Origin of the sequence: Neobacillus sp. FSL H8-0543, assembly GCF_038592905.1 — a bacterium.
Lineage (GTDB): Bacteria > Bacillota > Bacilli > Bacillales > Cytobacillaceae > Neobacillus.
On record NZ_CP151943.1, the window covers coordinates 4,483,607 to 4,497,437 of the forward strand.

At 41.4% G+C, this 13,831-nt stretch carries 12 protein-coding genes; all 12 read left to right on the top strand.

Annotated features, from left to right (window positions below; genetic code table 11):
* Window positions 1-408: 408 nt before the first annotated feature.
* The gene (locus tag NSS81_RS22435; protein ID WP_342430833.1) at window positions 409-1,182 is read left to right on the top strand and encodes an SDR family oxidoreductase; all 774 of its coding nucleotides are present in this window, start codon (window positions 409-411) and stop codon (window positions 1,180-1,182) included.
* 35 nt (window positions 1,183-1,217) lie between these two features.
* On the top strand, window positions 1,218-2,387 hold the full coding sequence (locus tag NSS81_RS22440; protein WP_342430834.1) for a thiolase family protein: 1,170 nt from the start codon (window positions 1,218-1,220) through the stop codon (window positions 2,385-2,387).
* A gap of 11 nt (window positions 2,388-2,398) precedes the next feature.
* Window positions 2,399-2,986: a TetR/AcrR family transcriptional regulator gene (locus NSS81_RS22445; RefSeq protein ID WP_342430835.1), complete on the top strand. Its 588-nt coding sequence runs from the start codon at window positions 2,399-2,401 to the stop codon at window positions 2,984-2,986.
* Between the two features lie 45 nt (window positions 2,987-3,031).
* On the top strand, window positions 3,032-4,708 hold the full coding sequence (locus NSS81_RS22450) for a long-chain fatty acid--CoA ligase (RefSeq protein WP_342430836.1): 1,677 nt from the start codon (window positions 3,032-3,034) through the stop codon (window positions 4,706-4,708).
* Between the two features lie 81 nt (window positions 4,709-4,789).
* The gene (locus tag NSS81_RS22455; RefSeq protein WP_342430837.1) at window positions 4,790-5,653 is read left to right on the top strand and encodes a branched-chain amino acid ABC transporter permease; all 864 of its coding nucleotides are present in this window, start codon (window positions 4,790-4,792) and stop codon (window positions 5,651-5,653) included.
* The gene (locus tag NSS81_RS22460; RefSeq protein ID WP_342430838.1) at window positions 5,653-6,669 is read left to right on the top strand and encodes a branched-chain amino acid ABC transporter permease; all 1,017 of its coding nucleotides are present in this window, start codon (window positions 5,653-5,655) and stop codon (window positions 6,667-6,669) included. The genes NSS81_RS22455 and NSS81_RS22460 overlap by 1 nt, the downstream gene beginning before the upstream one ends.
* Before the next feature lies 1 nt (window position 6,670).
* Window positions 6,671-7,438, top strand: a complete 768-nt coding sequence (locus NSS81_RS22465; RefSeq protein ID WP_342430839.1) for an ABC transporter ATP-binding protein — start codon at window positions 6,671-6,673, stop codon at window positions 7,436-7,438.
* A complete protein-coding gene (locus NSS81_RS22470) occupies window positions 7,431-8,138 on the top strand; it encodes an ABC transporter ATP-binding protein (protein WP_342430840.1) in 708 nt (235 codons plus the stop codon). Before NSS81_RS22465 ends, NSS81_RS22470 begins: the two co-directional genes overlap by 8 nt.
* 86 nt (window positions 8,139-8,224) lie before the next feature.
* A complete protein-coding gene (locus NSS81_RS22475; RefSeq protein ID WP_342430841.1) occupies window positions 8,225-9,442 on the top strand; it encodes an ABC transporter substrate-binding protein in 1,218 nt (405 codons plus the stop codon).
* A 210-nt stretch (window positions 9,443-9,652) separates the two neighbouring features.
* On the top strand, window positions 9,653-11,176 hold the full coding sequence (locus NSS81_RS22480) for an aldehyde dehydrogenase family protein (RefSeq protein WP_342430842.1): 1,524 nt from the start codon (window positions 9,653-9,655) through the stop codon (window positions 11,174-11,176).
* Between the two features lie 17 nt (window positions 11,177-11,193).
* Entirely contained in the window at window positions 11,194-12,402 is a 1,209-nt protein-coding gene (locus tag NSS81_RS22485) for an iron-containing alcohol dehydrogenase (RefSeq protein ID WP_342430843.1), read from the top strand.
* A 145-nt stretch (window positions 12,403-12,547) separates the two neighbouring features.
* A complete protein-coding gene (locus NSS81_RS22490; protein ID WP_342430844.1) occupies window positions 12,548-13,762 on the top strand; it encodes an acyl-CoA dehydrogenase family protein in 1,215 nt (404 codons plus the stop codon).
* The last annotated feature ends 69 nt before the right edge of the window (window positions 13,763-13,831 follow it).

Consider the following 13,831-nt stretch of genomic DNA (forward strand, 5'->3'; position numbering starts at 1 on the left):
CTATCAGAATGAGCAGTTTTTTTCTTTTATATACCGCATTTACAGAGTGCATGGTGTTAATTTTTTAGTTTGGTAAAAGATAGGATATTTTTAAGGAAAATAACGTATCATGAGAATTATAAATATTATACTAAAATAAAATCAGAAATTTAACGAAAAAATTAGATGTTGAATATTCGGAAAATTTAATATAATATAGCCTTAGCAACATACCGACTAGTTAGTATGTGTGCAGAGGGAGACCTTGAGGCGCAGATTGAGAAAAACCGAAAAAATGTACAGGCTTTCATTAAGTGCCCAGCGATGTTATAAGGATGTAATTTCTCCTTCACAGGGGACATCGAAATTTTTTAGTAGCTGAATATAAAAATAGTTATCGAACCGTTAATGTATGGGAGGAATAAGAAAATGCATATTACACAATTATTTGATTTAACTGGTAAAGTAGCGATTGTTACTGGTGGAGGAAGGGGACTGGGCCAGCAAATTGCCGAAGGCTTTGCTGAAGCTGGTGCCAATGTGGTCGTTTGTTCAAGGAAACTGGATGCCTGTGTTGAAGTTAGCGAGGGGCTAAAGAAACTCGGCGTTGATTCACTGGCATTAAAATGTGATGTAACAAACCCTGATGATGTCAGTAATGTCGTAAAACAGACATTAGAGAAATTCGGTCGCATTGATATTCTAGTTAATAATAGTGGGGCTACCTGGGGAGCACTAGTTGAGGAAATGCCACTTGAGGCTTGGAAAAAGGTTGTAGACGTAAATGTTACTGGGACTTTTATCATGACACAAGCAGTTGGAAAGGTAATGCTCGAGCAGAAGTATGGAAAAATTATCAATATTGCTTCTGTTGCAGGGCTCAATGGAAGTAATCCAAAATATATGAACGCAATTGGTTACAATGCATCTAAAGGTGCGGTTGTTACTTTTACAAAAGATTTAGCCGTGAAATGGGGCCCGAGCGGGATTTATGTCAATGCAATTGCTCCTGGATTTTTCCCGACAAAAATGTCGAAGGGTTTGCTTGAACAGGGCGGCAGTGAAATTCTAGAGGGTACTCCTTTGAGGAAATTCGGCTCTGATTCTGACCTTAAAGGGGTAGCACTATTTTTAGCAGCACCAGCTTCTGACTTTGTTACAGGGGATATAGTTGTTGTTGATGGCGGAGCCAATGCAATGTAGTTATATAAATTCGTAGATTTAGGGGTGAAGATAAAATGAAAAGAGATGCCGTTATCGTTTCAGCTGTCAGAACAGCCATAGGCAGGCAAGGAGGTGCGCTAGCGTCCGTTCCTGCCCATGTTTTAGGGGCCGAGGTAATAAAAGAGGCAGTCAAACGAGCAAATATAAATCCAGGAATGGTTGATGATGTTATTTTTGGAAATGTACTCTCAGGTGGAGGAAATATTGCTAGATTAACAGCTTTACAGACAGGATTGTCGATTGATTTACCAGGATTAACGATTGATAGACAGTGTGGTTCTGGAATTAATGCGATTAATCTTGCAGCACAGGCGATTCGTGCGGATGATGGGGATGTCTATATTGCAGGTGGTACAGAAAGTATGAGTCGGGCACCGTATTTGTTGGATCGGCCAGAGAAGCCATATAGTCCTGCACCGCCGAGCTTTAGAAAGTCACAACTCTCTCCACAGGAAATTGGTGATCCGCCGATGGGAATAACAGCGGAAAACTTAGTAGAAAAATATAAAATTTCAAGAGAAGAACAGGACGAATTTGCCTATCAAAGCCAGCGCCGTATGGCGATAGCAATGGAAGAAGGCCGTTTTGAGGAACAGATTGTTCCTATTAGGATTCCTGTTCGTAAAGGAGAACCAATCGTTTTTAAGACAGATGAGCATCCCCGCCCGCAGACGACACTAGAGGCATTGTCGAAGCTTCAGCCAGCATTCCTTAAGGGAGGGACGGTTACTGCTGGAAATAGCTCTGGTTTAAATGATGCAGCTTCGGCACTTGTTATTATGTCAAGGGAGAAAGCAGAGGAATTAAATCTTACTCCACTTGCGGTTATTCGTGCGTATGCTGTTGCGGGGGTAGATCCGAATATCATGGGTATTGGGCCAGTTCCAGCTGTAAACAAGGTAATAGAAAAATCGGGAATTTCTTTACAAGACATGGATCTAATAGAAATTAATGAAGCTTTTGCAGCACAAGTTCTCGCTTGTAATCGGGAACTTGAAATGGACCTTGAAAAAGTAAATGTTAATGGCGGTGCCATTGCCCATGGACATCCACTTGGGGCAACAGGAGCTATTTTGGCAACAAAGGCTGTTTACGAGTTAAAACGTACCGGTAGCAGATACGCGCTTATTACCGCATGTATAGGTGGCGGACAGGGAATTGCAACCATCATTGAACGTGAGTGAAGTGAAGAAACATGAGACAAAAAATAATAGAAACAAGTATCCAGTTGTTTGACCAGAACGGTTTTAAATCCACATCCATTAACGATATTGTTCAGTTAATGGGTGTGACAAAGGGTACATTTTACTATTATTTCACCAGTAAAGAGGAATTGTTAAAGGATATTCAATTAACCTATATTAAAGATTTAATTAAGCAACAGGAAGTAATCTTACGTTGTCCAAAGACAAATATTTCTAGTAAACTATTTGAAATTATCTATATGATTATGAAAAATATTAAAACACAAAGACAGAGTGCACGAATTTTCTCTAGGGAAATGAGGCACTTGTCAATAATGAATCTAGAAGATATTCATAAAAAACGGAACCTATTTCGTTATAACACACAGATGTTAATTGAAGAGGGGATTAAAACAGGAGAATTTAAAGCAAACTTACGTGCAGATATCATAACTTTTGGAATCCTTGGGAGTACAAATTGGAGTTATTATTGGTTTAATACTGAAGGAGAAGTCAGTGAAGAAAAAGTTGCAAAAATCTACTTAGATATGATTCTAAATGGCATAAAGGAAAGCAGTCTGTCATCATTCAAAAAATGAGAGCGTTTTCAATAAACTATAATCTAAAGGAGAGGGGAGAGAAACATGCTAACTCTTCATTACGAACATTGGCCGAAAATATCCAAATCGTTAATCGTTCCTGCTACTTCTTTATATGACAATCTAAGGGTAAGTGCCCTGAGGTACCCAGAACAAGATGCGATTATTTATTATGGAAGTAAACTATCCTATAAACAATTGGATCAAGAGGTAAATGCTTTAGCTGGATATTTACAGCATAGGCTGGGGGTAAATACTGGGGAAAAGGTTTTGCTTTTTATGCAAAATTCACCGCAGTTTGTAATTGGTTATTATGCAATTTTGAGGGCAAATGCAGTAGTAGTCCCAATCAACCCAATGTTAGTGGCAGACGAGTTAGAATTTTATGTCAGAGATTGTGAAATCAAGACAGCACTCACAGGTCAGGAATTATATGGACAGATCAGACCGTTGCTCGGGACCACCTCACTTGAAAATTTATTAATTGCGGCTTATTCAGATTATAAAGGAAATGAGTTTGAGGGGACGATACCTACTGAGGTTGAAAAAGAAAGACTTATTTTTTCTGAGCCCAGCCATTATCACTGGAACGATGCGGTTCAAGCAAATCTTAGGCCTAGTGAACATACATCAAAAGGAGATGATTTAGCAGTTCTTCCATATACATCTGGGACAACGGGGCTGCCAAAAGGATGTATGCATACGAATCGAACTGTACAAGCGAATACAGTAGGGGCATACCACTGGTCAAGGACAACCCCGAACGCCGTTCACCTCATGACCCTGCCGCTTTTTCATGTAACAGGCATGGTTCATAGTATGCATATGCCAATCTATAGTGGTAGTACAATGGTGATAATGACGAGATGGAATCGTGATGTGGCCGTCGGGTTGATAAAAAAACAAGGCTGTACCCATTGGGTAACCATAGCCACGATGATCATCGATTTCCTGGCAAATCCTAAACTAACAGTAGAAGATATTTCGAGCCTAACCTCGATATCTGGAGGGGGAGCCGCTCTGCCGGAAGCAGTGGGAGAAAAGTTGTATAAGCTTTCTGGGTTACGGTTTGTCGAGGGGTACGGCTTATCAGAAACGATTGCCCAGACTCACTTCAATCCTGCTGATCGACCAAAGATGCAATGTTTAGGGATTCCTTCCTTTGATGTCGATGCTCGTATTATTGAGCCGGCAACAGGTAAGCAGCTTGGAATGGGCGAGATTGGCGAAATTATTGTTAACGGACCGCAGGTGATGGTTGGTTATTATAAACGCGAAGATGAAAATCGAAGTTCATTTATCGGAATTGATGGGAAGAGTTTTTTCAGAACAGGTGATATCGGGCGCTATGATGAGGATGGCTATTTCTTCATTGTGGATCGAGTGAAGCGGATGATTAATGCTGCAGGATACAAAGTTTGGCCGACCGAGGTGGAATCGTATCTTTATAAACATCCCGCGATTCAGCAGGCTTGTGTAGTTGGTGTACCTGATGAAAGAAGAGGAGAAACGGTCAAAGCATTCGTTATATTAAACGAAGGAATGGATGGGAAAGTCAGTGAGGAAGAAATTATTGAATGGGCAAAGCAGCATATGGCCGCCTATAAATATCCACGCCAAATTGAGTTTCGTAACCAATTTCCAATGACAAGTAGCGGGAAAATTCTCTGGCGCAAGCTCCAGGAAGAGGAAAAAGAAAAGGCAGAAAATAGTGTTCAGTAAAATATGTAAGAAGGTTGGGGGCTGACAATTTTGACCGGCTCCCAAGCATATATACAAGAAATATTTTATAGGAGGAGAGGTATGGAGATTTTCATTCAGCAATTATTTAATGGTCTAACCATTGGAAGCGTTTACACTCTTGTAGCCTTAGGTTTAACGCTTGTTTATGGAATCCTACATATTTCGAATTTTGCACACGGCGCCTTATACATGATGGGCGGATACGTTACGTTAATGATGATGACAAAATACGGTTTGCATTATTGGCTCGCTATTTTTGTTTCCATCATCGTTGTTGGTCTTATTGGTGTTTTAATGGAAAGGCTTGTCTTCCACCCTCTCCAGGAGGCACCTCCGATTCACGACATGATTGCTGCGATAGGAATTCTCTTATTTTTAGAAGCATTTGCCCAATTTGTATGGGGGGCAGAGTACCAAAGTATGCCAACTCCATATGGACAGGTGGTCCAAATCTTTGGCCTAACCTTTACAATGCAGCGTTTGCTCATCATCTTTGGTGCAATTGTTGTTATGGTCCTTTTATATATCTTCTTGAAAAAAACGTTTATTGGTTCAACCATTATCGCGATGTCACAAGATCGTGAAGGAGCAAACCTTGTTGGAATTAATACCAGTAAAGTTGTAATGCTAACCTTCATGATTTCTGGGGGTCTTGCAGCCCTTGCCGCCTCACTCTCTGCACCTATTAATCTAGTTTTCCCTGGGATGGGGCAGCTCGTGATTTTAAAGGCGTTTGTTATTATTATCCTTGGCGGAATGGGGAGTGTACCTGGAGCGATATTGGGCGGGTATATATTAGGTTTTAGTGAGAGTTTGGGCGCAACCTATATTTCAAACGACTATAAAGACATTATTGCCTTTATTCTCCTCGTCATCATTTTATCGGTTAAGCCGACCGGTCTTTTTTCAAAGGGGGGGCATTAATGGCAAAGATATTGAACAAAAAGATAATTATTTCAGCTTTAATCCTATTCGCCTTAGCCTTTCCCTATATCACTCAAAATGATTACTACCTACATGTCATGACGCTATCATTTATTTGGATGATTGGTGTCTATGGCTTAAATTTGCTCGCGGGTTATACAGGCTATCTTTCTTTAGCACATGCAGGTTTCTTTGCGATTGGTGCTTATTCATTAGGACTTTTGACTGTTAAAGCAGAAATGAATTTTTGGCTTGCCTTGCCTTTATCCCTAGTGATAACAGCTGTCATCGGTTTCTTTGTTGGTATCATTTCCTTACGGACAAAAGAACACTTTTTTGCCATCTATACTCTTTGTGTAGGTTATATCATTTATCTCATTATTGATAAATGGGACAGCTTAACCGAAGGTGTCCGCGGACTGATTGGAATCCCTGCACCGGCTAATCTAGGTCCGCTTTCCTTTGTAACAATGGAAGCACATTACTATTTAGTGTTATTTTTCTTGCTTTTAGTTGTTTTGATTATGTATCGCATCGTCCACTCTTTATCAGGCAGATCATATATCGCCATTCGCAACAGTGAAGATTTAGCACTGACCATTGGCATCTCAACGATGAAAAATAAACTGACGGTGTTTGTTTTATCAACTGTCTTTGCTGGTCTTTCCGGTGCTTTATATGCCTCGTTTATCCGGTTTATTGGGCCCGATATCGGCTCGATTGCTATTGTTTTTGACTTTTTAACCTATTTACTTATCGGTGGAATTGGTACCTTGAGCGGTCCGATTGTCGGTACAATCATTATTGTTTGGCTCTCACAGCAACTGCAATTCCTGCAGGATTATCGGATGTTAATCTTTGGTCCCGTCCTAACCGTACTTGTCATTTTCTATCCAAGGGGAATTGTCGGTGCTGCAGCAAGCTGGAATCAAAAGCGACAGGCAAAGAATGCTGGGAATAGGCGCCCATTAAGCAGAACAGAAGCACTTCCTGAAAAACAGGTAAAGGAGGGGTAGCATGATCTTTTTAGAGACGAAGAACTTAACTAAAAGATTTGGCGGTTTAGTTGCAGTCAACAATGTTGATTTTGCGATTGAGCAAGGGAAAATCAATGCCATTATCGGCCCAAATGGTGCGGGAAAATCAACCTTTTTCAATCTAATTAGCGGGTTTCATCCCCCTAGTTCAGGGCAGATCATTTTTAAGGGACAAAATATTACAAAGTTACCCCCTAATAAAATCGCTGAACTAGGAGTAGCCCGCACCTTTCAAACGACAAATCTATTTGAGCAATCTACTGTCTTGGACAATGTCATTGTCGGCCATCGACTGCGGACCAAATCTAATTTGGTTGATGCGATTCTTAGGACAAAAAGGCTTAAGACGGAAGATGAGCGCTGTCGAGATAAGGCAATGGAGGTAATTGATTTTGTTAATCTAAAAGGAGTAGCTCATAAACTTGTCGGCAGTTTAACTCAGGAAGAGAAGAAGCGCACGGCTTTTGCTCTTGCCCTTGCAACCGACCCGGAAATTGTTTTTCTGGATGAACCAGCAGCTGGAGTCAATCCGGATGAGACAGAAGGCCTTGCTGAATTAATGAAAAAGATGGTAGCTCAAGGTATTACGGTTTGTTTAATTGAGCACAAAATGCAAATGATTATGAAGCTTGCAGATAAAATTATGGTTCTAAACTACGGTGAAAAGATTGCAGAAGGTACTCCTGAAGAAATTCGAAACAACGAAACAGTCATTAAGGCGTATTTGGGGGGAAGTGCCATTGCTTAATCTAAATAATGTTTCTGTCAAATATGGGAACTTTACAGCCATTCACGGTATTAATATCGAGGTGAAACAAGGGGAAATTGTCGTTTTGCTAGGATCAAATGGTGCTGGGAAAAGTACGACCTTTCGCGCAATTAGCGGGTTAAGTAAGCCTTCGGAAGGAGAAATCTTATTTGATGGAAAGTCGATAAAAAAACGTTCTGCAGATCAAATTGTTAAATTAGGAATTGGGCAATGCCCAGAAGGACGTAAGCTTTTCTCAGCTATGTCAGTACAGGAAAATTTGAAAATGGGTGCCTATGTTCATCGCCGAAAGAAGGATGAGATCAAACATTCGATGGAACACGTCTATGAGCTTTTTCCAATTCTAAATGATAAAAAGAACGATGCAGCCGGCTCATTAAGCGGCGGTCAGCAACAAATGCTAGCCATTGGTAGGGCCTTAATGTCGAAACCAAGGCTGATGCTTCTCGATGAACCTTCTGTTGGTCTCGCCCCGTTAATTGTCGAGCAGATGTTTGAAGTCATCCAGAAAATTAATAAAGAGGGAACGACCATCCTGTTGGCAGAGCAAAATGCGAATGCTGCATTAAAAATTGCCGATAAAGGCTATGTTTTTGAAAATGGATCGATTGTCCTTCAAGGGACCTCCGCTGAGTTATTTGCAAACGATGAGGTACGAAAGGCATACATCGGTGCGTAATAACAATCGTCTTTAAGGGGGTGATGGCAGGCCAAAAACATCATAGGGATGTCTGAAAATTTATCAAAAATACAAGGGGGAAAAACATGAATAAAATGAAGTGGTTTTTAATGTTTGGTGTTATTTTCGTATTGATTTTCAGCTTGGCTGCCTGCAATGGTTCAACAACGCCTTCTAATACATCTGATAAAGAGGATAAAGGGAAAGATGATGAAAAGACGGAAGAGGTTGGCACAGTAAACATTGGATATACAGGTCCATTAAGCGGACCAGCTGCGTTTTATGGAGAAAGGACATTAAATGGGGTAAAAATGGCCGCTGATGAAGTAAATGAAGCAGGCGGGTTTGAAGTGAATGGTAAAAAGTATAAATTGAATGTCGTATCCTTAGATGATAAATACTTGCCAAATGAGGCTGGTGCGAACGCAAAGAGACTAGTCCAGGAAAATAAGCCGCCGATTATCTTTACTCCTCATAGTGGCGGAATCTTTGCGCTGCAAGTTTTTAATCAAATGGATAAATTTATCATTGGTGCCTATTCAAGTGAACCGAAAATCATTGAGGTTGGAAACAAATTAACCGTCCGAATTCCTCCGGGCTATGATGGTTATTTAGCGCCATTCACAAAATATGCAATGGAGAAGCATGGAAAAAATATTGCCTTCCTTCCAACGGCCTCGCAATATGGTAAAGATTGGGCCGAGAATTTAAAGCCACATTGGGAAAAAGCTGGCGGTAAGGTTGTCTATGATGAAGCCATTGACTTTTCAAAGGAAACTGATTTCTTCACGATATTAACAAATGCCTTAAAAAAGAAGCCAGATGTTTTATTTATTGGCGGTGCCTCTGAGCCTACAGCAAAAGTAGCAAAACAAGCGCGAGAGCTTGGGTTTAAAGGCGGGTTCATCGTCATGGATCAGGCGAAGTTCGATGAAATGAAGGCAGTCACGGGCACGTATGACTTACTTAATGGATCGATTGGTGTTATGCCGCTTGTCCATTCACCAGAGGCAGCCATCCCTGCCTTTGTAGACAAATACAAAGCGAAATATGGTGAAAATCCTGGATCAGAAGCGGGTTTAAATTATATTGGTATGCATGTGTTTGTTGAAGCAATGAAGGCGGCGGGTTCAGTTGATGATGCCGAAAAAATCCGTGCCAGCATGCAAGCTGGCATGGAAAATTTGCCAGACGATAAAAAAATCTATATCGTTGAAAAAATTAGTGATTCAGGTGCATTTGAATTTGATTTATCCGTTGCTGCTGTTGAAGATGGCAAGATTGTACCAATAAAAGTAGATTAATTTAACCATACTAGATTAGTAGATACATTCATAGTACCGTCCCCCTTGTAGAAGCTTAAGCATTTCTTAAAAACCAAGGGGGATCTTTTTTGATGAAAAAATTCCTGTTTTTGTAAAAATATCATCATAAAAATGATTTGCTTGAAATATAGTAGATTGGTCAATCCCTAATAGGCTTGGATAATTTTTTCCTTGAAGGAGGAACTTTCAATGACAGTAAAAGTTGATGTCCAAATGTTTCCACTCTTTATAAATGGGAAGTGGGAGCCTGCAAGTAGTCAAGAGACCTTCGATGTCTATAACCCAGCAGATGGAAAGCTAGTGGCAAAAGTGGCAAAAGGAACGGTGGCAGATGTTGACCGTGCCGTACAAGCAGCAAGAGATGCTTTTGATAAATCCGATTGGAAAGATATGAATCCAAAAGACCGTGCCAACGTACTTTATGCTATTTCCTATCAAATCGCAGAGCATGCGGAGGAACTAGCCTACCTGGAAGCGATTAGTTCAGGCGGAACCGTACGCCGAATTGGTCAAAGTGATATTTTACAAATGGTTGACCTGTTTCAAACTCTAGCAAACTTCACCCGAGGCTATCCCTTCTCTGAAACTTTGCCTGTCCCGCCCTTCCCAGGACCCGCACACAACTTTATCTGGCGAGAACCAATCGGGGTTTGTGCAGCGATTACCCCATGGAATTTGCCAATGGTTATCGCTACTTGGAAAATTGCTCCAGCGCTAGCGATGGGAAATACTGTCGTGATCAAGCCTGCCAGCTATACCCCATTATCAACTCTTAGATTAGCTGAGTTAATTTCAAATGTTGTTCCTCCAGGAGTCATTAACGTTGTCACAGGTCCTGGGGCTGAAATTGGCGAAGCGCTTGTCCGCCATCCGAAGGTTGATAAGGTAGCCTTCACAGGATCAACCGAGGTGGGTCGAAGAATTATGGGACTTGCTGCAGATACAATTAAAAAGACCACATTAGAGCTTGGTGGAAAGTCACCAAACATAATTTTAGAGGATGCCGACCTCAACATTGCTCTTCCTGGCAGTCTATTTGGAGTGTTCTTACATTCAGGCCAACTATGTGAGTCAGGGACTCGTTTATTTGTTCCAGATAAGTTGCATGATCAAGTGGTTGCTGGTCTCGTGGCACTTGCAAGTAAGCTTAAGCTAGGTAATCCACTAGACCCTGCTACAGATGTGGGACCTATCATTTCAAAAAAACAAAAGGAATCGGTTCTTTCTTATATTGAAGCAGGAAAGCTAGAAGGGGCAACACTTGTATGTGGTGGAAAGGAAGTAAAGGTACCAGGTTGTGAGGAGGGACATTATATTGAACCAACGATTTTCACAAATGTCACGAATGATATGAAAATTGCTCAAGAGGAGATTTTTGGTCCAGTGCTTTCTGTGATTCGCTATTCTGATGTGGATGAAGCGATTCGGATGGCGAATGACACAATTTATGGATTAGCTGCTGGTATTTGGACCCGTGATGTGAATAAAGCCTATGATGTGGCTAGAAAGCTTCAAGCAGGTGTTGTCTGGATTAACGATTGGCATATGCTCAGAAGTGACGCACCATTTGGCGGTTATAAGCAAAGTGGAATCGGCAGAGAAATGGGCAAGCAATCACTTGATGCCTATACTCAAACAAAGCATGTTCATACATCCATGTCCCCAGAGTTGGAAAGAAAAAACTGGTATGGAATTCTATTTGGCCAAAACTAATGAAGAGGTGAAAGATAATGAAAACTTCCTTATCACAGTTTATGCTTCGCACAGGGATTTACAGTGGATCCAACTCACGCGCGATGGTACCAAGCTTATTTGCTGGTCTTGGTGCTAAGAGAATTGTCCTTTTGAGTGACAGAGGCTTAGAAAAAGCAGGAGTCGTCGAAAAGGTTGCCGAAATATTTAATTTAACCGGACATGGAAGCGGTCCTCAGCTTGTTGGGCAATATCTGGATATTGCTCAGGATGCGGAGAGCAAGAGTATTAATGATGCCGTACGCTATGTAAAGGAAGTTGGCGGCGATGCCCTTTTGGCTGTCGGAGGCGGAAGCGTCCTTGATACCGTTAAAGGTGTTAAGTATGCTCTCCACAAGGGTTTAACGGATATAAAAGAAGCAATCCCTGGCGGACTTTTATACGAACAGTTCCCGCAGGCAACCTATATGTCAATTCCACATATTGCAATTCCAACTACTGCTGGAACGGGGTCTGAAGTATCGCCAATTTGTGTAGTTTTTAATGAAGATATTCAAATGAAGACAAATATCATCAACCCCTTTATTAGTCCCGATATGGCGGTACTTGACCCTGACTTAACCGTAGGGCTGCCACCGGTGATTACGGCTTTTACAGGGTTTGATGCATTAACACATGCAATTGAAGCACTAGCGTCGCCGACCGCAACGGCTCTTACCGATGCACATGCCTTACATGCCATTCGTTTGATTGAGAAAAATCTTCCTATCGCAGTTGCTGAAGGCTCCAATTTGGATGCAAGAATGGACTTGCTCCAAGCAAGCCTAATGGGAATCACCGCGTTTAGCTTTGCATTAAACGCGATTCCAGTTCACAATTTGGCACATGCATATGGTGCGTTGTTCCGAATTCCGCATGGCTTAGCAAATGCTGTCTTCCTGCCAGTAGTTATGGAGATGGTGCCGATGCTTTATCTTCCTAAGGCAGCTGAGCTTGCATCTGCTATGGATGTCGATGTGAAGGGTGATACAGCAGAAGTGGCATTGGTAAAAGTGGTTGAGAAAATTCGATTGCTTCAGCATAATGTTGGCCTACCGACTGATTTCAAGGAGTACAATATTACTGAAGAAGATCTTAAACGGGTGATTCCAGCGGTTATGAAGGACCCAGCCGCCTTGAACTTCCCAATGCCAGTAGAGCTAATCGTAGCCATTGGCCAAAGAGTAGTTCCTGTCGGAGTAAAATAGTTTTTTAAACCCAGCCGGCCTAGGTAATGCTGGTTGGGTTTTGAAATTTGAGTGTTTCGCTGATATAAAATAATAGATATTCATAAAAGGCGTGTTTTGAAACAGATTTTTTTTAAAAAATACAAATAGTTTGGAGGAATGAACAATGATGGATTTTTCTTTTTCAGAAGAGCAGGAATTACTAAGAAAAACGGTTAGGCAATTTGTTGATAAAGAGATTATGTCGTTTATTCGTGAGTGGGATGAAAAACAGCATTTTGAACGGAGTATTTTAACTAGATTAGCAGAACTTGGCTTGATGGGGGTATGTATACCTGAGCAATACGGTGGCAGTGGAATGGATTATAATGCGTTAGCAATCGTCTGTGAAGAATTGGAGCGGGGAGACACAGCCTTTAGGACAGCGGTGTCGGTTCACACCGGACTCAACAGTATGACACTACTCCAATGGGGCAACGAGCAGCAAAAACAAAAATACCTGATTCCACAAGCAAAAGGTGAAAAGGTGGGAGCCTTTGGACTAACCGAACCGAACGCAGGCTCAGATGTTGCGGCCATGCAAACAACTGCGGTTAAAAAAGATGACTACTACATATTAAATGGCTCTAAAACATGGATCTCCCTTTGTGACGAGGCAGATAACTTTCTCGTATTTGCATACACAGATAAGGATAAAAAACATCATGGCATTTCCGCTTTCATTGTTGAAAGACAGTGGGATGGTTTTTCCTCAAAAGCGATTAAAGGAAAATTAGGCATTCGCGCAGGGAACACAGGGCAATTATTTTTCGACAATGTCAAGATTCCAAAAGAAAACCTGGTTGGTCAAGAAGGCGAAGGCTTCAAAATCGCGATGTCTGCTCTAGATAATGGCAGGTTCACGGTTGCTGCCGGTGCCTGTGGAACAATCATGGCAAGTTTAGAGGCAAGCGTAAAATATTGTCAGGAAAGAAGTACCTTTGGCAAAGAAATCGGCAGACACCAACTGGTACAGCAAATGATTGCAAAAATGGAAGCAGGCCTGCAACAGGCACGATTGCTTGTTTATCGATCAGGCTGGCTAAAAAATCAAGGCAAGCGTAACACCCGTGAAACATCCTTAGCAAAATGGTGTGCCTGTGATTATGCCTATGAGGCCGCAAATGATGCTGTTCAGATTCACGGTTCGTATGGTTTTTCCAATGAGTATCCCGTCGAGCGTTATTTAAGAAATGCAAAGGCACCGGTCATTTATGAGGGAACCCGTGAAATACACACGATCATGCAAGCAGAATATGTCCTAGGCTATCGAGAAGACAAAACGTTAACCAATACACTGCCAGCCTGGCCATATGAGGAAACAATGGAAACGGTTAAATAACATATGCTAATATTGTAACCTCCCACCATGTTTTATTTATGAGAAAATAATAATCAAATACATTTTATT